Origin of the sequence: Streptococcus sp. OH4692_COT-348 (assembly GCF_003859975.1) — a bacterium.
Lineage (GTDB): Bacteria > Bacillota > Bacilli > Lactobacillales > Streptococcaceae > Streptococcus.
Genome location: NZ_RQZB01000004.1, coordinates 59,203 through 79,537, shown reverse-complemented (window position 1 = coordinate 79,537; position 20,335 = coordinate 59,203). Strand labels below are relative to the sequence as shown.

22 protein-coding genes are annotated in these 20,335 nt (G+C 40.3%); 20 read left to right on the top strand and 2 right to left on the bottom strand.

The genetic code is table 11. The annotated features are described in order from the left end of the window. Positions 1-67: 67 nt before the first annotated feature. From EII37_RS03285 to EII37_RS03175, 20 genes are all read left to right on the top strand, one after another. Complete coding sequence (locus EII37_RS03285) at positions 68-571, top strand: phosphatase PAP2 family protein (RefSeq protein WP_185695944.1); 504 nt, start codon at positions 68-70, stop codon at positions 569-571. A 113-nt stretch (positions 572-684) separates the two neighbouring features. After that, positions 685-1,131 (top strand): LytTR family DNA-binding domain-containing protein, encoded by a 447-nt coding sequence (locus tag EII37_RS03280; RefSeq protein WP_000776607.1) that lies wholly within the window; start codon positions 685-687, stop codon positions 1,129-1,131. A gap of 4 nt (positions 1,132-1,135) precedes the next feature. Beyond that, positions 1,136-1,810: a LiaF transmembrane domain-containing protein gene (locus tag EII37_RS03275; protein ID WP_124787576.1), complete on the top strand. Its 675-nt coding sequence runs from the start codon at positions 1,136-1,138 to the stop codon at positions 1,808-1,810. A gap of 105 nt (positions 1,811-1,915) precedes the next feature. Next, on the top strand, positions 1,916-2,104 hold the full coding sequence (gene rpmB / locus EII37_RS03270) for a 50S ribosomal protein L28 (protein ID WP_001140948.1): 189 nt from the start codon (positions 1,916-1,918) through the stop codon (positions 2,102-2,104). 155 nt (positions 2,105-2,259) lie between these two features. Next, positions 2,260-2,625 (top strand): Asp23/Gls24 family envelope stress response protein, encoded by a 366-nt coding sequence (locus EII37_RS03265; protein WP_042901664.1) that lies wholly within the window; start codon positions 2,260-2,262, stop codon positions 2,623-2,625. A 2-nt stretch (positions 2,626-2,627) separates the two neighbouring features. Further along, positions 2,628-4,295, top strand: coding sequence for a DAK2 domain-containing protein (locus tag EII37_RS03260; protein WP_124787575.1), 1,668 nt, complete (start codon positions 2,628-2,630; stop codon positions 4,293-4,295). A 141-nt stretch (positions 4,296-4,436) separates the two neighbouring features. Next, positions 4,437-4,628: a hypothetical protein gene (locus EII37_RS03255; protein ID WP_012972435.1), complete on the top strand. Its 192-nt coding sequence runs from the start codon at positions 4,437-4,439 to the stop codon at positions 4,626-4,628. Beyond that, positions 4,625-4,819, top strand: a complete 195-nt coding sequence (locus EII37_RS03250; protein ID WP_124787574.1) for a hypothetical protein — start codon at positions 4,625-4,627, stop codon at positions 4,817-4,819. The genes EII37_RS03255 and EII37_RS03250 overlap by 4 nt, the downstream gene beginning before the upstream one ends. Next, positions 4,806-5,690: an ABC transporter ATP-binding protein gene (locus EII37_RS03245; protein ID WP_124787573.1), complete on the top strand. Its 885-nt coding sequence runs from the start codon at positions 4,806-4,808 to the stop codon at positions 5,688-5,690. The genes EII37_RS03250 and EII37_RS03245 overlap by 14 nt, the downstream gene beginning before the upstream one ends. Position 5,691: 1 nt before the next feature. Then, entirely contained in the window at positions 5,692-6,429 is a 738-nt protein-coding gene (locus EII37_RS03240; RefSeq protein ID WP_124787572.1) for an ABC transporter permease, read from the top strand. Further along, entirely contained in the window at positions 6,429-7,526 is a 1,098-nt protein-coding gene (locus EII37_RS03235) for a sensor histidine kinase (protein WP_124787571.1), read from the top strand. The genes EII37_RS03240 and EII37_RS03235 overlap by 1 nt, the downstream gene beginning before the upstream one ends. Further along, positions 7,527-8,126, top strand: coding sequence for a response regulator transcription factor (locus EII37_RS03230; RefSeq protein WP_124787570.1), 600 nt, complete (start codon positions 7,527-7,529; stop codon positions 8,124-8,126). 315 nt (positions 8,127-8,441) lie between these two features. Continuing rightward, entirely contained in the window at positions 8,442-8,855 is a 414-nt protein-coding gene (gene rpsL / locus EII37_RS03215; protein ID WP_001142332.1) for a 30S ribosomal protein S12, read from the top strand. A 19-nt stretch (positions 8,856-8,874) separates the two neighbouring features. Beyond that, positions 8,875-9,345 (top strand): 30S ribosomal protein S7, encoded by a 471-nt coding sequence (rpsG, locus tag EII37_RS03210; RefSeq protein WP_000087873.1) that lies wholly within the window; start codon positions 8,875-8,877, stop codon positions 9,343-9,345. A 279-nt stretch (positions 9,346-9,624) separates the two neighbouring features. Then, a complete protein-coding gene (gene fusA / locus EII37_RS03205) occupies positions 9,625-11,706 on the top strand; it encodes an elongation factor G (RefSeq protein ID WP_000090329.1) in 2,082 nt (693 codons plus the stop codon). 315 nt (positions 11,707-12,021) lie between these two features. Continuing rightward, the gene (locus EII37_RS03200; protein WP_124787568.1) at positions 12,022-13,722 is read left to right on the top strand and encodes an acetolactate synthase large subunit; all 1,701 of its coding nucleotides are present in this window, start codon (positions 12,022-12,024) and stop codon (positions 13,720-13,722) included. Further along, positions 13,715-14,191, top strand: coding sequence for an acetolactate synthase small subunit (gene ilvN / locus EII37_RS03195; RefSeq protein ID WP_124787567.1), 477 nt, complete (start codon positions 13,715-13,717; stop codon positions 14,189-14,191). The genes EII37_RS03200 and ilvN overlap by 8 nt, the downstream gene beginning before the upstream one ends. A gap of 218 nt (positions 14,192-14,409) precedes the next feature. After that, positions 14,410-15,432 carry a ketol-acid reductoisomerase gene (gene ilvC / locus EII37_RS03185; RefSeq protein ID WP_000290683.1) on the top strand — a complete coding sequence of 341 codons (1,023 nt, stop codon included), beginning with the start codon at positions 14,410-14,412 and terminating at the stop codon, positions 15,430-15,432. Between the two features lie 113 nt (positions 15,433-15,545). Continuing rightward, positions 15,546-16,796, top strand: coding sequence for a threonine ammonia-lyase IlvA (ilvA, locus tag EII37_RS03180; RefSeq protein WP_124787566.1), 1,251 nt, complete (start codon positions 15,546-15,548; stop codon positions 16,794-16,796). Between the two features lie 844 nt (positions 16,797-17,640). Beyond that, positions 17,641-17,856, top strand: a complete 216-nt coding sequence (locus tag EII37_RS03175; protein WP_001130038.1) for a hypothetical protein — start codon at positions 17,641-17,643, stop codon at positions 17,854-17,856. An 88-nt stretch (positions 17,857-17,944) separates the two neighbouring features. Here EII37_RS03175 and EII37_RS03170 read toward each other — a convergent pair whose 3' ends face one another. Continuing rightward, positions 17,945-18,685, bottom strand: a complete 741-nt coding sequence (locus tag EII37_RS03170) for an amino acid ABC transporter ATP-binding protein (RefSeq protein WP_050294290.1) — start codon at positions 18,683-18,685, stop codon at positions 17,945-17,947. Continuing rightward, a complete protein-coding gene (locus EII37_RS03165) occupies positions 18,685-20,250 on the bottom strand; it encodes an ABC transporter substrate-binding protein/permease (RefSeq protein WP_124787565.1) in 1,566 nt (521 codons plus the stop codon). Before EII37_RS03165 ends, EII37_RS03170 begins: the two co-directional genes overlap by 1 nt. Between the last annotated feature and the right edge of the window lie 85 nt (positions 20,251-20,335).

Here is a 20,335-nt window from a genome sequence, read left to right as displayed (position 1 = left end):
TTCTGCACTATACTAGAAGACAAGTGCTTCCCTGCAAATAAAATTTGAGTAAGTGATGAGAAAATATATGAAAAATTATCAAGAATGGTATGGCCACGTTGCTAGTAACATTAAAAATAAGCCCTTCCTTCTGAGCTTGTTAAGAACTTTCAATCGGTTCATGACAGTAGTTATGCCTATAGTATATCTGACCTTGTTAACCACTATCTATTTTCGAGAAGGATTTGGGAAACAGGTCTTGATGTATGTGTTTATCCCTGCATCAGGTTTTGTGATTTTGTCCTTTCTTCGTAAGAAAATCAGTGCCTCTAGGCCTTATGAGGAATGGGATATTAAACCTTTGCTTGACAGAGATAGTCCGGGTCAGTCTATGCCCAGTCGTCATGTCTTTTCAGCAACCATTATCTCCACGTCTTGCTTGCATGCTAGTCTAACTATGGGGATGATTTGTTTGACATTATCAGCCTTCCTAGGTCTAGTGAGAGTCTTAGGTGGCGTGCATTTTCCAAAGGATGTAGTGGTTGGTTATATTTGTGCTCTTGTGTGGGGTGTGCTTTTCTTTCTATTTTGACCTGTAAGTTAAGGCGGTCCTACAACCACTTACAAGTCTAAAGTAACCACTTGCTTTTTTGCTCTTGTTTTCTTATTTTAGCTTTGATATAGTAGAGTCAGAAAGGAGATGGAATGAAGTTACGAATCGAAATTGACAGCAATTTAGAGGAAACTGAAATTGTCATCAAGGCAGCGGCTTTGACAGATGAGATTGCGGATTTACAGCGCCTCTTGCAAGAATCCAAGTCTCCTAGGTTGATTTTTTATAAGGGGACGGGTGAATACTACTTAGACTTGTCAGAAATTCTCTTCTTTGAGACGGAAGGTAGCAAGATTTATGCCCATACTCAGAAAGATGCCTACGAGGTTCGGCTTAAACTCTATGAGTTGGAGTCTATCCTGCCCCGTTATTTCAGTCGAGTATCCAAGTCAACTATCGCTAATATCCGTCAGGTTTACTCGGTGGACAAGTCCTTTTCAGGAACGGGCACCATTTCCTTTTATCAGACCCACAAGGAGGTTCATGTCTCACGACATTACCAATCCCTCCTAAAAGAAAATTTAAGAAACATGAGGTAAGAACATGAAAAAGAAATCATTTGGTATTGTGTTGCTCATTTTGGCGGCTTTAATATTATTACAAGGGAATTTTGGAATCCCTTCATTCGGTGGGCAAATTTGGCCTTTGCTTGGTATTGCATTTTTTGCCTATCAATCAGTTGGAGCTTTGTTGCGTCGTCACTTAACTTCAGCCTCTTTTACATCCCTAGTGGCCTTAATGATTGCTAACCACTTTTATGGCATTTTACCAATTCCCAATCAGTCATTGTTCTGGGCAAGTATTTTAATCGTAATGGGTGTCAGCGCACTCACTCATTCTAACAGAACTTGGAATGGGAAAAAATGGTGGTATGATGGTAAAAAGACCATTCTTACAGATAAGGAAGTCGCTTTTGGGACTGGGACTTTCTACAAGCAAGACCAAGAATTGGTAGAGGATCAAGTAGAAGTTGGTTTTGGCAATGCCAAGATTTATTATGACAATGCAGAGATGTTGGGAGATAGCGCAACCTTGAAGATAGAAGTCGGTTTTGGGAATGCAGTTATCTATGTTCCTCAACATTGGGGAGTTGATTTAAAGGTAGAAACTTTCTGTGGCGTAGCCAAGGCAGATACTCCTCTAGCCCCAACCAGCAAAACCTTGATTATCCGTGGAGATGTGGCCTTTGGGAAGTTGGGAATTGTCTACGTTAAATAAAAAAATCTTCCAATTCCCTTGCAAAAATGAAGAAAGTGTGATAACATAGTACGGTATGTGGTGCTAGCACATCCGCTATATTAGATCTAATAGGAGGAAAACACAATGGCTAAAGTATGTTACTTTACAGGTCGTAAGACTGTATCAGGAAACAACCGTTCACACGCGATGAACCAAACAAAACGTGCCGTAAAACCAAACCTTCAAAAAGTTACTGTTCTTATCGATGGTAAACCTAAAAAAGTTTGGGCTTCAGCTCGTGCTTTGAAATCAGGTAAAGTTGAACGCGTTTAATAATAAAAGTAAGGAGACCTTAGGGTCTTTTTTCTTTTGTTGTAGGTATAAAATCATTTGAAAAACGGAGTAAATATCCGCTGATACAGTATTCTGCTTTTACACTTGGGCTGAAATATGATAAAATAGAGTATCAACTAGTTGAGGTAAAAAGGATGACTGTAAAAATTAATACAAAAGATGGTCAAATCGAACTAACAGATGAAGTGATTGCAACCGTCGTAGGTGGAGCAGCAACTGAGATTTTTGGTGTGGTCGGTATGGCTAGTAAAAATGCCCTCAAAGATAATTTCCAAGCCCTTCTAGGTAAGGAAAATTATTCCAAAGGTGTCGTCGTAAAAGCGACCGAAGATGGCAGTATTGCAGTTGATGTATATACCGTGTTGAGCTACGGAACAAAGATTAGCGAAGTGTCAAAAAACATTCAAGAGCGTGTTCGTTTTAGTTTGGAAAACCAGCTTGGAATTACTGCTCAGACTGTAAATGTCTACATTCAAAATATCAAAGTTGTAGGAGAATAACCGTGTCAAAAATTACTACTAGCTTATTTCAAGAAATGGTGCAGGCTGCATCAACTCGCTTGAATAAGCAAGCTGAATATGTCAATTCATTAAACGTCTTTCCAGTTCCAGATGGAGATACTGGAACAAACATGGGAATGACCATTGAAAATGGTGCTAAAGAAGTTGCAGATAAGCCAGCTTCTACAGTTGGCGAGGTAGCGAGCATTCTTGCTAAAGGTCTTTTGATGGGTGCGCGTGGGAACTCAGGAGTTATTACATCTCAGCTTTTCCGTGGATTTTCACAAGCTATCAAGGATAAAGACGAGTTAACAGGTAAAGACTTGGCCCTTGCCTTCCAATCAGGTGTGGAAGTTGCTTATAAAGCAGTGATGAAACCAGTTGAAGGAACGATTTTGACAGTTTCTCGTGGGGCTGCTATCGGTGCTAAGAAAAAAGCTGAGCAAACAGATGACGCTGTTGAAGTAATGCGTGCAGCTTTAGAGGGTGCTAAAACAGCTCTAGCTAAAACACCAGACATGCTTCCAGTATTGAAAGAAGTTGGAGTTGTGGACTCAGGTGGTCAAGGACTGGTCTTCATCTACGAAGGTTTCCTTTCAGCCCTTACTGGCGAATATATTACATCTGAGGACTTTGTAGCGACTCCTGCCAACATGAGTGAAATGATCAATGCAGAGCACCACAAGTCTGTAGCTGGTCATGTAGCAACTGAGGACATTACCTTTGGTTACTGTACTGAAATCATGGTAGCTCTTAAGCAAGGTCCAACCTATGCTAAAGATTTTGACTACGACGAGTTCCGTAACTACTTGAATGAACTTGGGGACTCTCTCCTTGTTGTCAATGATGATGAAATCGTCAAAGTCCATGTCCATACAGAAGATCCAGGACTTGTTATGCAAGAAGGTCTTAAATATGGTAGCTTGGTAAAGGTAAAAGTTGACAATATGCGTAACCAACACGAAGCACAGGTTGAGAAAGAAGCTACTCAAGTTAGCAAACCAGCTGAAGAAAAAGAGTATGCTTTGATTGCTGTAGTAGCTGGTAAAGGTCTAGCAGATATCTTCCGTTCGCAAGGTGTGGATTATGTTATCGAAGGCGGTCAAACTATGAACCCTTCAACAGAAGACTTTATCAAGGCTGTTGAACAGGTCAACGCTCGTAACATCATCTTCCTGCCAAACAACAAGAATATTTTCATGGCAGCTCAATCTGCAGCAGAAGTTTTGGAGCAACCAGCAGTAGTGGTAGAGGCTCGTACTCTTCCTCAAGGTTTGACAAGTCTTCTTGCCTTTGATCCAAGCAAGTCTATCGAAGAAAACCAAGAGCGTATGACTGCTGCTCTTAGCGATGTCGTTAGCGGAAGCGTCACAACAGCTGTGCGTGATACAACTATTGATGGCATAGAAATCCATGAAAACGATAATCTTGGTATGGTGGATGGGAAAATCCTCGTGTCAAACCCTGATATGCACCAAACCTTGACTGAAACCTTGAAACATATGTTGGATGAAGACAGTGAAATCGTAACCTTCTATGTCGGTGAAGACGGAAGCGAAGAACTTGCCAATGAAATTGCCCAAGAAATCGCAGAAGAATTCGAAGACGTTGAAGTTGAGATTCACCAAGGGCAACAACCTGTTTACCCATACCTATTTAGTGTGGAATAAAAATTTAATAGATTAAAAAGAAAGTTGATTTTACAACTTTCTTTTTTTTATGACATTTGTCATATTTCCTCATGACAGAAGCTTCTAGTGATTCTACCTTCAAAGAATTATACTAGATGTATTAAATGGAGGAAGAAAAAAATGAAACATAAAGTAATTGTCGCAATGAGTTTAGTAGCAGCAGGAGTCATGACTTATCTCATGTTCTCAGGATTGGACGAAGACTTCTATCATTTTCCTTGGGAACTATTTGCAGGATTTGGCATGATGTCTTGGTTGATCCGAGAAGGCTTGAAATTGGTCTCAGATGTGAAAAAGGAGTTTGAAAAATGAAAAAAGCGTTTCTCTATCTTTTTATTGGACTATCACTAGTGGTATGGTTGGTAGAAATGTTTACAGGTTGGTTTGATCAAGCCTTCCTTCACCAATTCATCCGTGGTGCCTGGGGACTAGGATTTATGATTTTTATCGCCTTTCCGATGGGAAAGAAGTGGCTGAAAGGAGAATATCATGAACATAATTAAGGTAGAAAGCTTAAATAAAAATATCAAGGGTAAAGCTATTTTGAAGGATATTTCCTTTGAGGTAGCTGAAGGTGAATGCGTCGCCTTGATTGGACCCAATGGTGCTGGGAAGACCACACTCTTGGACTGTCTGCTTGGAGATAAACTGGTCACAAGCGGTCAAGTATCCATCCAAGGCTTGTCAGTGACGAGTTCTCAGTTAGACTATATTAGAGGTTATCTGCCTCAAGAAAATGTCATCGTTCAGAAATTAAAGGTCAAAGAGTTGATTGCTTTCTTTCAACGTATCTATCCAAATCCCTTGAGCAACCAGGAAATCGATCAACTATTGCAGTTTGACCAGCAACAAAAAGAGCAATTCGCAGAAAAATTGTCAGGTGGACAAAAGCGTCTCTTCTCTTTTGTCTTGACCTTGATTGGGCGACCAAAGCTTGTCTTTTTAGATGAACCAACTGCTGCCATGGATACTTCAACTCGTCAACGCTTTTGGGAAATTGTTCAGGAACTAAAAGCTAAGGGAGTTACCATTCTCTATTCCTCCCATTATATCGAAGAGGTAGAGCATACAGCGGACCGAATCTTGGTCTTGAATAAGGGAGAGTTGATTCGCGATACAACACCTCTAGCCATGCGCAGTGAGGAGATTGAAAAGCACTTTATCCTTCCTCTAGCATACAAGGAAGTCATTGAGCAGTCTAACTTGGTTGAAAACTGGTCACAAAAACAAGATGCTTTGCAAGTAGTTACACGTGAAGCGGATGCTTTTTGGCAACTGTTAGTGCAAGCAGGATGTAGCATACAAGAAATTGAAGTCAATAATCGCAGTTTGCTGGATACAATCTTTGAAGAAACACAAAAGGGAGATGACTAAGATGAAACGATGGATCGCATTAAATAAGATAGAATTCCTATTAACCAAACGGCAACTAGTCTATTATCTCTTATCAGTGGGGATGCCGACAGCCTTCTATTTATTCTTTTCAGGCATGTATCAGGATACACCAGGTGGACCTGCGAATTTTATGCGCGACTACCTCATCTCCATGACGGCCTTTTCCATGATGTCGACCGCTATCTTTTCATTCCCAGCTGTCTTACATACCGACAAGATGAACAACTGGCATAAAACATTGCGCCATAGCCCTGTAAATATGGTAGAATATTATCTATCAAAGATAACAAGTATGATGGTTGATTATTTGGTCTCAATTCTGGTTGTTTTCTCAGTTGGGCATTTTGTAAGAGGTGTAGAGATGCCTCTAGGAAGCTGGATTGGGGCTGCGATTTTGCTTATTTTGGGAAGTATTGCTTTTGTAGCGCTTGGTTTGACCTTAACTCTCTTACCGACTAGTCAGCTGATGTCTGTCGTGGGCAATCTTCTCTATCTAGGCTTGGCTGTTTTAGGCGGACTCTGGATGCCCATCTCTTTATTTCCAGACTGGATGCAAGCAATCGGGAAGCGCCTACCAAGCTATCAGTTGATGGAATTGATCAAGACCTTCTTAAATGAGGGTGGCCTCAATCTATCAGCCACAGTTTATCTACTTGTTTTTTCAGCAGTTTTGTTTGGTTTGACCATTTACCTTCAAGGTCATAAGGAGAATGCTTAATGCTTGAAAGACTGAAAAGCATACATTATATGTTTTGGGCCAGTTTAATTTTTATGATTTTCCCCATCCTACCTGTAGTGACTGGGGAACTAGCTGTCTGGCATTTATTGATTGATATTCTATTTATAGTGGCGTATTTGGGTGTTTTAACAACTAAGATCCTTCGTCTATCCTGGATTTTCTGGGGGATCATGCTGGTCTATGTTGCTGGAAATACCGCCTTTGTTGCTGTGAACTATATCTGGTTCTTCTTTTTCCTTTCCAATCTCTTAATTTATCATTTCGGTGTACGTAGTTTAAAGTCTTTACATGTCTGGACTTTTCTCCTTGCTCAAGTGCTTGTTGTGGGACAACTGTTGATTATTCAGAAAATCGAAGTTGAGTTTCTACTCTATCTACTTGCAATTCTCACTTTTATCGATTTAATGACTTTTGGCTTGGTTCGGATTCGTATTGTGGAGGATTTGAAAGAAGCTCAGGCTAAGCAAAATGCCCAGATAAATCTATTGCTTGCTGAAAATGAACGCAGTCGTATCGGTCAAGATTTGCATGATAGCTTGGGACATACCTTTGCTATGTTGAGTGTCAAGACAGATTTAGCCTTGCAGTTATTTCAGATGGAGGCTTATCTACAGGTGGAAAAGGAATTAAGAGAAATACAGCAAATTAGCAAAGAATCAATGCGTGAAGTGCGAACCATTGTGGAAAATCTTAAGTCTAGAACTTTGACATCCGAACTAGAGACTGTGAAAAAGATGTTAGAAATTGCTGGAATTGAGGTGGAAATAGCTAATCAACTAGATACAGCTAGCTTAACTCGGGAATTGGAGTCAACGGCTTCCATGATTTTGCTTGAGTTAGTGACCAATATCATCAAGCATGCCAAAGCTTCTAAGACCTACTTAAAATTAGAACGGACAGAGAAAGAGCTCATTCTAACAGTGAGAGATGATGGCTGTGGTTTTACTTCTCTAAAGGGAGATGAGCTCCATACAGTTCGAGATCGTGTCCTTCCATTTTCGGGAGAGGTAAAGGTGATTAGTCAGAAACAACCGACAGAAGTTCAAGTTCGACTACCTTATAAGGAGAGAAAGTAGATGAAAGTATTAGTCGCAGAAGATCAAAGTATGTTGCGAGATGCTATGTGTCAATTGCTTGCCTTTCAACCAGATGTGGAGTCTGTCCTTCAAGCCAAGAATGGGCAAGAAGCAATCCAACTCTTAGAAAAAGAGACTGTAGATATCGCTATCCTTGACGTAGAAATGCCTGTTAGGACAGGTCTTGAAGTCTTGGAGTGGATACGAGCAGAAAAGCTTGAAACAAAGGTGGTTGTAGTGACGACATTCAAGCGTCCAGGATATTTTGAGCGTGCAGTCAAGGCTGGAGTGGATGCTTATGTATTAAAGGAACGAAGCATTGCAGACCTCATGCAAACCTTGCACACCGTCCTCGAAGGACGCAAGGAATATTCGCCTGAATTGATGGAAGTGGTGATGACGCATCCCAATCCATTAACAGAGCAAGAAATCGCAGTTTTAAAGGGAATCGCTCAGGGTTTCTCTAATCAAGAAATTGCAGACAAACTTTATCTATCCAACGGAACAGTCCGGAACTATGTCACCAATATTCTTTCGAAACTAGATGCAGGTAATCGAACAGAGGCAGCTAATATCGCGAAAGAATCTGGTTGGTTGTGATACTATCATATCTCGAAAACCATTATGTGCTAAAATTGATGGGATTGAATGGAACAATACTAACTTTAGGAGGGTGGGATTCCTCCTTTTTCTTTTTTGGGGGAGCACTACAAAAGAGCTAAAATTAACAATAAAAAAGAAAAAAATCTTGACAATCAAGGGAAAAATTTGTTACAATAATAGACGGTACTTTTTACTTTTGGTCTCTCAAGAGTGTACAGGGACGTGCTGACAAATGTTGCAAAAGTACACACAGATGATAGCTGTCACCAAGTGTATCATCACCAAAAATAAAAAAAACACAGGAGAATGTAGATGCCTACAATTAACCAATTGGTTCGCAAACCGCGTAAATCAAAAGTAGAAAAATCTAAATCACCAGCTTTGAACGTTGGTTACAACAGTCATAAAAAAGTTCAAACAAACGTTTCTTCACCACAAAAACGTGGTGTTGCAACTCGTGTTGGAACAATGACACCTAAAAAACCTAACTCAGCCCTTCGTAAATTCGCTCGTGTACGTTTGAGCAACCTTATCGAAGTTACTGCCTACATCCCAGGTATCGGACACAACTTGCAAGAGCACAGCGTGGTGCTTCTTCGTGGTGGACGTGTAAAAGACCTTCCAGGGGTACGTTACCATATCGTCCGTGGTGCACTTGATACTGCAGGTGTTAACGATCGTAAACAAGGCCGTTCTAAATACGGTACTAAACGTCCAAAAGCATAAGGAAAGGGGATAAAGAGAAATGAGTCGTAAAAATAGAGCTCCAAAACGTGACGTATTGCCAGATCCGCTTTACAATTCACAACTAGTTACTCGTCTTATCAACCGCGTTATGCTTGATGGTAAACGTGGTACAGCTGCTTCAATCGTTTACGGTGCCTTTGAGCAAATCAAAGAAGCTACTGGAAACGATGCACTTGAAGTATTTGAAACAGCTATGGAAAACATCATGCCTGTACTTGAAGTACGTGCACGTCGTGTTGGTGGTTCTAACTACCAAGTCCCAGTTGAAGTTCGTCCAGAACGTCGTACAACACTTGGACTTCGTTGGTTGGTAACAATCGCTCGTCTTCGTGGTGAACACACAATGCAAGACCGTCTTGCAAAAGAAATCTTGGATGCTGCTAACAACACTGGTGCAGCTGTTAAGAAACGTGAAGACACTCACCGTATGGCTGAAGCTAACCGTGCATTCGCACACTTCCGTTGGTAAAATCATGATGCTAGGAACGGTAAGGATGCAAGGTGAAAATAGGAAACTGACGCAGTATTCGATGAATACAAGGAAGTTTATCTTTTTCACACAGCATCCCGTTTCAGTTCAAATCGGCTAACTAACTTTAGCCCGAGTTCAATTCAACTTGTAAATCTACAAGTCGAAACCAACAATAGCATGAAAACATTGAGAACGGGTAGGTCCTGCCTATCCGTTTTTATTAAAATCGTGTTATAATAGAATAGAAATCAAAAATAAATAGGAGAAACAAACCTCATGGCACGCGAATTTTCACTTGAAAAAACTCGTAATATCGGTATCATGGCTCACGTCGATGCTGGTAAAACAACAACTACTGAGCGTATTCTTTACTACACTGGTAAAATCCACAAAATCGGTGAAACTCACGAAGGTGCGTCACAAATGGACTGGATGGAGCAAGAGCAAGAACGTGGTATCACTATCACATCTGCTGCGACAACAGCTCAATGGGACAACCACCGCGTAAACATTATCGACACACCAGGACACGTGGACTTCACAATCGAAGTACAGCGTTCTCTTCGTGTATTGGATGGTGCTGTTACCGTTCTTGACTCACAATCAGGTGTTGAGCCTCAAACTGAAACAGTTTGGCGTCAAGCAACTGAGTATGGAGTTCCACGTATCGTATTTGCCAACAAAATGGACAAAATCGGTGCTGACTTCCTTTACTCTGTAAGTACACTTCACGATCGTCTTCAAGCAAATGCACACCCAATCCAATTGCCAATCGGTTCTGAAGATGACTTCCGTGGTATCATCGACTTGATTAAGATGAAAGCTGAAATCTATACTAACGACCTTGGTACAGATATCCTTGAAGAAGATATTCCAGCTGAATACCTTGACCAAGCTCAAGAATATCGTGAAAAATTGGTTGAAGCAGTTGCTGAAACTGACGAAGAATTGATGATGAAATACCTCGAAGGTGAAGAAATCACTAACGAAGAATTGAAAGCTGGTATCCGTAAAGCAACTATCAACGTTGAATTCTTCCCAGTATTGTGTGGTTCTGCCTTCAAGAACAAAGGTGTTCAATTGATGCTTGATGCGGTTATCGACTACCTTCCAAGCCCACTTGACATCCCAGCTATCAAAGGTATTAACCCAGACACAGACGCTGAAGAAACTCGTCCAGCCTCTGACGAAGAGCCATTTGCAGCTCTTGCCTTCAAGATTATGACTGACCCATTCGTAGGTCGTTTGACATTCTTCCGTGTTTACTCAGGTGTTCTTCAATCAGGTTCATACGTATTGAACACTTCTAAAGGTAAACGTGAACGTATCGGACGTATCCTTCAAATGCACGCTAACAGCCGTCAAGAAATTGACACTGTTTACTCAGGTGATATCGCTGCTGCCGTTGGTTTGAAAGATACTACAACTGGTGACTCATTGACAGATGAAAAAGCTAAAATCATCCTTGAGTCAATCAACGTTCCAGAACCAGTTATCCAATTGATGGTTGAGCCAAAATCTAAAGCTGACCAAGACAAGATGGGTATCGCCCTTCAAAAATTGGCTGAAGAAGATCCAACATTCCGCGTTGAAACAAACGTTGAAACTGGTGAAACAGTTATCTCTGGTATGGGTGAGCTTCACCTTGACGTCCTTGTTGACCGTATGCGTCGTGAGTTCAAAGTTGAAGCGAACGTAGGTGCTCCTCAAGTATCTTACCGTGAAACATTCCGCGCTTCTACTCAAGCACGTGGATTCTTCAAACGTCAGTCTGGTGGTAAAGGTCAATTCGGTGATGTATGGATTGAATTTACTCCAAACGAAGAAGGTAAAGGATTCGAATTCGAAAACGCAATTGTCGGTGGTGTGGTTCCTCGTGAATTTATCCCAGCGGTTGAAAAAGGTTTGGTAGAATCTATGGCTAACGGTGTACTTGCAGGTTACCCAATGGTTGACGTTAAAGCTAAGCTTTACGATGGTTCATACCACGATGTCGACTCATCTGAAACTGCCTTCAAGATCGCGGCTTCACTTGCCCTTAAAGAAGCTGCTAAATCAGCACAACCAGCTATCCTTGAGCCAATGATGCTTGTAACAATCACTGTTCCAGAAGAAAACCTTGGTGATGTTATGGGGCACGTAACTGCTCGTCGTGGACGTGTAGATGGTATGGAAGCACACGGTAACAGCCAAATCGTTCGTGCTTACGTTCCACTTGCTGAAATGTTCGGTTACGCAACAGTTCTTCGTTCTGCATCTCAAGGACGTGGTACATTCATGATGGTATTTGACCACTATGAAGATGTACCTAAGTCAGTACAAGAAGAAATCATTAAGAAAAACAAAGGTGAAGACTAATCAGTCCTTACTATAGAAGGAAGTCACTTAGTGGCTTCCTTTTTTGTATAGTTATGATAAATTTCATTAAGTCTGCAAACGTACAGTGCACTCAAAAAAATTTCATATAAAAATGAGTTAAAGAAATTTACAATATAAATGCAAATAAATTGCTAAAGAATGTGAATTATATTTTAAAACTTATAAAAAATAGAATAATATTCATAAATAAACGTTAAAATAGAAAATTCAGAAAATTTCTTCGTTTCTCTTGAAAAATTTTGAAAAAATGGTATGATAGTAACAAGTTATTTTAAGTGAAGAGAAAGGGGAACAATGGAGAAAATCAGTTTAGAATCTCCTAAGACGGGGTCGGATCTAGTTTTGGAAACACTTCGTGATTTAGGAATTGATACCATCTTTGGTTATCCTGGTGGTGCGGTCTTGCCTTTTTATGATGCGATATATAATTTTAAAGGCATTCGCCACATTCTGGGACGCCATGAGCAAGGCTGTCTGCATGAAGCTGAAGGTTATGCCAAATCAACTGGAAAGTTGGGTGTTGCCGTCGTCACTAGCGGACCGGGAGCAACAAATGCCATTACAGGGATTGCGGATGCCATGAGCGACAGTGTTCCCCTTTTGGTATTTACAGGTCAGGTGGCGCGAGCAGGGATTGGGAAGGATGCCTTTCAGGAGGCAGACATCGTGGGAATTACCATGCCAATCACTAAGTACAATTACCAAGTTCGTGAGACAGCCGATATTCCGCGTATCATTACGGAAGCTGTTCATATTGCAACTACAGGTCGACCAGGCCCAGTAGTAATTGACCTACCTAAAGATGTATCTGCTTTGGAAACAGACTTCATTTATTCACCAGAAGTGAACCTACCAAGCTATCAACCAACTCTTGAGCCAAATGATATGCAAATCAAGAAAATCTTGAAGCAATTATCCAAGGCTAAAAAGCCAGTCTTGCTAGCTGGTGGTGGGATTAGTTATGCTGAAGCTGCTGCGGAATTAAATGAATTTGCAGAGCGCTATCAAATTCCAGTGGTAACCAGTCTTTTGGGACAAGGAACGATTGCAACGAGTCATCCACTCTTCCTTGGAATGGGAGGCATGCACGGGTCATTCGCAGCTAATATTGCCATGACAGAAGCGGACTTTATGATTAGTATTGGTTGTCGTTTCGATGACCGCTTGACGGGGAATCCTAAGACCTTCGCTAAGAATGCTAAGGTTGCCCACATTGATATTGACCCAGCTGAGATTGGCAAGATTATTAGTGCAGATATTCCTGTAGTTGGAGATGCTAAGAAGGCCTTGCAAATGTTGCTGGCTGAACCGACAGTTCATAACAATACTGAAAAATGGATTGAAAAAGTTACTAAAGACAAAAACCGTGTTCGTTCTTATGATAAGAAAGAACGTGTGGTTCAACCTCAGGCCGTTATTGAACGCATCGGTGAGTTGACGAATGGTGATGCCATTGTTGTCACTGACGTAGGACAACATCAAATGTGGACAGCTCAGTATTATCCTTACCAAAATGAACGTCAGTTAGTGACTTCAGGTGGTTTGGGAACGATGGGATTTGGAATTCCAGCAGCAATTGGAGCTAAAATTGCTAACCCAGATAAAGAAGTAGTCTTGTTTGTTGGAGATGGTGGTTTCCAAATGACCAACCAAGAATTGGCTATTTTGAATATTTACAAAGTGCCAATCAAGGTGATTATGCTGAACAATCACTCACTTGGAATGGTTCGCCAGTGGCAGGAATCTTTCTATGAAGGTAGAACATCAGAGTCAGTCTTTGATACCCTTCCTGATTTCCAATTGATGGCGCAGGCTTATGGCATTAAAAACTATAAGTTTGACAATCCTGAGACCTTGGCTCAAGACCTTGAAGTTATCACTGAGGATGTTCCTATGCTAATCGAGGTAGATATTTCTCGTAAGGAACAGGTGTTACCAATGGTACCAGCTGGTAAGAGTAATCATGAGATGTTGGGGGTGAAGTTCCATGCGTAGAATGTTAACGGCAAAACTACAAAATCGTTCAGGAGTCCTCAATCGTTTTACAGGTGTCCTATCTCGTCGTCAGGTTAATATTGAAAGCATCTCTGTTGGAGCAACAGAAGACCCGAATGTATCACGTATCACTATTATTATTGATGTTACTTCTCATGATGAAGTGGAGCAAATCATCAAGCAACTTAATCGTCAGATTGATGTGATTCGCATTCGTGATATTACAGACAAGCCTCATTTGGAGCGCGAGGTAATTTTGGTTAAGATGTCAGCGCCAGCTGAGAAGCGCGCTGAGATTCTAGCGATTATTCAACCTTTCCGTGCAACAGTGGTAGACGTAGCTCCAAGCTCGATTACCATTCAGATGACAGGAAATGCTGAAAAGAGTGAAGCTCTATTGCGAGTTATTCGACCATATGGTATTCGCAATATTGCTCGAACTGGTGCAACTGGATTTACCCGCGATTAATACTCTTCGAAAATTAAATTCAAATCACGTCAGCTTTGCCTTGCCGTAGGTATATGTTACTGACTCCGTCAGTCTTATTTACAACCTCAAAGCAGTGCTTTGAGCAGTCTGTGGCTAGCTTCCTAATTTGCTCTTTGATTTTCATTGAGTATAAAAATATTTTAAATTTGTTAAACCAGCCTAAAAGGCAATAAATAATAGAAAAGAGAGAAAAAACTATGGCAGTTCAAATGGAATACGAAAAAGATGTTAAAGTAGCAGCACTTGACGGTAAAAAAATCGCCGTTATTGGTTATGGTTCGCAAGGACATGCGCATGCTCAAAACTTGCGTGATTCAGGTCGCGATGTCATCATCGGTGTACGTCCAGGTAAATCTTTTGATAAAGCAAAAGAAGATGGATTTGACACTTACACAGTAGCAGAAGCAACTAAATTGGCTGATGTTATCATGATTTTAGCACCAGACGAAATCCAACAAGAATTGTACGAAGCAGAAATCGCTCCAAACTTGGAAGCTGGAAACGCAGTTGGATTTGCTCATGGTTTCAACATTCACTTCGAATTTATCAAAGTACCTGCAGATGTAGATGTTTTCATGTGTGCACCTAAAGGACCAGGACACTTGGTACGCCGTACTTACGAAGAAGGATTTGGTGTTCCAGCTCTTTATGCAGTATATCAAGATGCAACAGGAAATGCGAAAAACATTGCTATGGACTGGTGTAAAGGTGTTGGAGCAGCACGTGTAGGTCTTCTTGAAACAACTTACAAAGAAGAAACTGAAGAAGATTTGTTTGGTGAACAAGCTGTACTTTGTGGTGGTTTGACTGCCCTTATTGAAGCAGGTTTCGAAGTCTTAACAGAAGCAGGTTACGCTCCAGAATTGGCTTACTTTGAAGTTCTTCACGAAATGAAATTAATCGTTGACTTGATCTATGAAGGTGGATTCAAGAAAATGCGTCAATCTATTTCAAACACTGCTGAATACGGTGACTATGTATCAGGTCCACGTGTGATTACTGAGCAAGTTAAAGAAAACATGAAAGCTGTCTTGGCAGACATCCAAAATGGTAAATTTGCAAATGACTTTGTAAATGACTATAAAGCTGGACGTCCAAAATTGACTGCTTACCGTGAACAAGCAGCTAACCTTGAAATTGAAAAAGTTGGTGCAGAATTGCGTAAAGCAATGCCATTCGTTGGTAAAAACGACGATGATGCATTTAAAATCTATAACTAATTGATAGAAATTAAGGTGAAGGCGAGTTGGGGGACTAACTCGCTTTTATAATCAATTCATCTCTCTTTTAAGGGGATGGATTGTGATAATATGAAATAGTCTAGGAGAAAATGATGTTAAGTTCAAAAGATATCATCAAGGCTCATAAGGTCTTGAACGGTGTGGTTGTGAATACTCCACTGGATTATGACCATTATTTATCGGAGAAGTATGGTGCTAAGATTTATTTGAAAAAGGAAAATGCCCAACGTGTTCGCTCTTTTAAAATTCGTGGTGCTTATTATGCCATTTCCCAGCTCAGCAAGGAAGAACGTGAGCGTGGGGTAGTCTGCGCTTCTGCGGGGAATCATGCGCAGGGAGTTGCCTATACTTGCAATGAAATGAAGATTCCTGCAACTATTTTCATGCCAATTACTACTCCGCAACAAAAAATTGGTCAGGTTCGTTTTTTTGGTGGGGATTTCGTAACCATTAAACTAGTTGGAGATACCTTTGATGCCTCAGCTAAAGCAGCTCAAGAATTTACAGTCTCTGAAAATCGTACCTTTATTGATCCCTTTGATGATGCCCATGTTCAAGCAGGTCAAGGGACAGTTGCTTATGAGATTTTAGAAGAAGCTCGAAAAGAATCGATTGATTTTGATGCTGTCTTGGTTCCTGTTGGTGGTGGCGGTCTCATTGCTGGGGTTTCTACCTATATCAAGGAAACAAGTCCAGAGATTGAGGTTATCGGAGTAGAGGCGAATGGAGCGCGTTCCATGAAGGCTGCCTTTGAAGCTGGTGGTCCAGTCAAACTCAAAGAAATTGACAAATTTGCGGATGGGATTGCTGTGCAAAAGGTAGGTCAGTTGACCTATGAGGCAACTCGTCAACATGTTCAAACTTTGGTAGGTGTTGATGAGGGATTGATTTCTGAAACCTTGATTGACCTCTACTCTAAGCAAGGGATTGTCGCAGAACCTGCTGGGGCGGCTAGTATCGCCTCTTTAGAGGTTCTAGCTGAGTATATCAAGGGGAAAACCGTTTGTTGTATCATTTCTGGAGGAAATAATGATATCAACCGTATGCCAGAAATGGAAGAGCGTGCCTTGATTTATGATGGAATTAAGCATTACTTTGTAGTGAATTTTCCACAGCGTCCAGGGGCTTTGCGTGAGTTTGTAAATGATATCTTGGGGCCAAATGATGATATCACACGTTTTGAGTATATCAAACGAGCTAGCAAGGGGACAGGCCCAGTATTGATTGGGATTGCCTTGGCAGATAAGCATGATTATGCAGGCTTGATTCGTCGAATGGAAGGTTTTGATCCATCTTATATTAACTTAAATGGTAATGAAACGCTCTATAATATGCTTGTCTGAGGACTAATAAAAAAATATCATATTATTTGCACAACTGATGTATAGGTGCTATAATGAGGGTGAAGAAAGGGGGCGATTCCTATGGACTTAGGAACTCTATCGTGCTATTTCTACTACTATTCATTATAGTACCTATTATTTTTTGATTCAGTTTATAATAATAAAAAAGAATCACTTGCTATATATAAGGGTATTATTTAGAATACAATATTTTATATATAACTAATTTAAAAATCGTCTAAATATAATAGCAAATAGAGAAAATAATCAGTATTTATGAGACAGATTTGGTGATTTAATTGATAAAATTGATCTGATACTTGTAAAATGAGAGTAGTAGAAAAGTTTGTGACATTAGTAAGTCATATTCTAGATGTTGACTATGAGATGGTGTTTGAAAAGAATATGTAAAATCTGATGAAACAAGTTCATTGTACCAGTTGAAAAAGAAAATAAGATTTAAATAATGCCAGGAAGGGACCTCAGACAAAGAGAAAGGAAAGAGATAGTTAATAGATAATCAGAGGAAAATATTATCTTTGCTAGCTTTAATAATTTAAAAGGAATGTATAGAATTACTTGAATATGACTCCTGTCTATCCTATAGAGCAGCTGGTATGTAGTTTATATGAATATTATTACACATTATAGGTTTAATAATGCAATTATTTTTTAGGTGCTTACTAATGATTTATAGTAAGCAAAAACCTATATATTATCGGATTTAATAAGATAGTAACAGAAAAATAAATCATTAATTTTATTGAATATATGTTTTTTTATTGACAAAACACATAAAAACGTATACAATTAAATATCGTAAAGAAGAAAATAGGAGAAGGACATGGCTAAGTCAAACTTTGAAAAAGTAGAATCAGTTGTTGGCTGGGTTCGTGATAAGAAAATCACAGGCTACCGTATCTCTAAAGAAACGAATGCGCGTGAAATGTCTATCATTGCTCTAGCGCAGGGTCGTGCAAAAGTAAAAAATATTTCATTTGAAACAGCTCTAGGTTTAATTGATTTCTATGAAAAAAATTATGAAAAATTTGAAGATTAATCTTTGGATAATGGCGGATTCTTGAATTGGGTCTGCCTTTTCATTTTGAGGATAGCAAAAAGACTGCAATTGATGCAGACTTTTCTTTTTATTTGAGATAACGTTGAAGGAATTCTTTTGTTCGGTCTTCTTTAGGATTGGTGAAGAGGTCTTCTGGTTTACCTTCTTCAGTAATTACACCCTTATCCATAAAGATAACACGGTGAGAGACATCACGGGCGAATTCCATTTCGTGGGTTACAACAATCATAGTCAAGCCTTCTTGAGCCAAATCTTGCATGATTTTGAGAACTTCTCCAACCATTTCTGGATCGAGAGCTGATGTTGGTTCATCAAAGAGAATAGCGTCAGGATTCATTGAAAGAGCGCGAGCGATGGCTACACGTTGTTTTTGACCACCTGAGAGTTGTTTTGGTTTGGCTTGCCAGTAGCGTTCTCCCATGCCGACTTTTTCCAAGTTTTCTTTGGCAATCTTTTCAGCTTCTGTACGTTCACGTTTAAGGACAGTTGTCTGAGCGACGATTGTATTTTCAAGCACGTTGAGATTTTCAAAGAGGTTAAAGGATTGGAAAACCATTCCCAACTTTTCACGGTATTGCGTGAGGTCATAGCCTTTTTCGAGGACGTTTTGTCCATGATAAAGGATTTGTCCATCAGTTGGTGTTTCAAGTAGGTTAATGGAGCGTAGGAAGGTTGATTTCCCGCTTCCAGAGCTTCCGATGATTGAGATAACTTCTCCCTTGTGGACAGTGAGTGAAATGTCTTTTAGCACTTCGTTTTGGCCATAGGATTTTTTGAGGTGTTTAATTTCAAGGATTGCTTGTGTCATTATTTCAAATCCTCCGTTTGCATTTGGTTAGCACCTGTAGTATAGGTATCCATGTCCATTCGACGTTCGATGAAGCGTAGGATACGTGTTACGGTGAAGGTGAGGACAAAGTAAATCACGGCGATGATTGTAAATGTCTGGAAGTATTGATAGGTTTGTGTTGCCACGGTATTTCCTGAGAAATAAAGTTCGACAACAGAGATAACGTTCAATACAGATGTATCTTTGATATTGATGACAAATTCATTACCCGTTGCTGGTAGGATGTTGCGTACTACTTGAGGTAGGACAACCTTACGCATGGTTTGGTTATGAGTCATACCAAGAGCAGTCGCAGCTTCAAATTGTCCCTTGTCAACTGCTAGGATACCACCACGAACGATTTCAGTCATGTAGGCACCAGTGTTGATCGAAACGATGAAGATAGCAGCTAGTGTACGGTCAAGGTTGATACCGAAAGCTTGGGCAGTTCCATAGTAGATAACCATCGATTGAACGATCATTGGCGTACCACGGAAAATTTCAATGTAGACATTGAGGATCCAGCCGACTAGTTTTTGTAGGCTGTAAATGGCTTTATTTTCAGATAGAGGAGCAGTACGGAAGACACCAATGGCAAGTCCAATAATGAGACCTGTGATGGTTCCGATGATAGAGATTAAAAGAGTGATACCAGCACCACGCAAGAGTTGTTGCCAGTTTTCAGAAAGAATTTTAGCGACTTGGCTAAAGAAACTACTGCTAGTCTCTTCAGTTGTTGTAGCTTCGGCAGGTTGCTCTTTGATCATACGATCCATCAAAGCAACTTGATCATCTTTCGAAATGGTTTCAATGCTGGCATTGATTTGGCTAATACGGTTGTCATCTTTACGAAGTCCAATGGCAATAGCTGTATTTTCCTCCCCCGTTTTGAAACCAGGTTCTACTTGGACCATCTTAAACTTAGAGTTCGCAGCTTCAGCGGTCAGAGCTTCTGGGCGCTCAGAAACATAGGCATCGATGACACCAGCTTCAAGAGCTTGGCGCATTTGAGCGAAGTCTCCCATGGCTGTTTCTTTTTTAGCACCTGGGATTTGTGCAATCAAGTCGTAAAGGTAAACACCTTGTTGAGAAGTGATTTTCGCACCATTAAAGTCATCCAAAGATTTAGCATTTGCGTAGGCAGAATCTTTTTTGACAAGCAAAACTGGTTCGCTAGTGTAGTAGCTGCTTGAAAAGGCAATTTCTTGTTTGCGTTCGGCAGTAGGACTCATACCTGCAATAATCATGTCAATCTTACCAGAAGTAAGGGCAGGAACTAGACCTTCCCACTTTGTTTTAACAACCAAAGGTTCTTTACCTAAGTCCTTAGCGATTTTCTTGGCGATTTGAACATCGTATCCGTTAGCATACTGGTTAGTCCCATCGATTTTGACAGCCCCATTACTATCATCGTCCTGAGTCCAGTTAAAGGGAGCATATGCCGCTTCCATCCCGATGCGTAAATATTCATCGGCTTGGGCAACATTAACAAATCCCAGCATCAGCAAGAGACTTGTGAAAATAGATAAGTATATTTTTCTCATGATTTCTCCTATTTCTAATCTATTAAAAAATAACTGTCTCCTATTTTATCGAAAAAAACTCTATTTTTCAATATAGGTAAGCCCT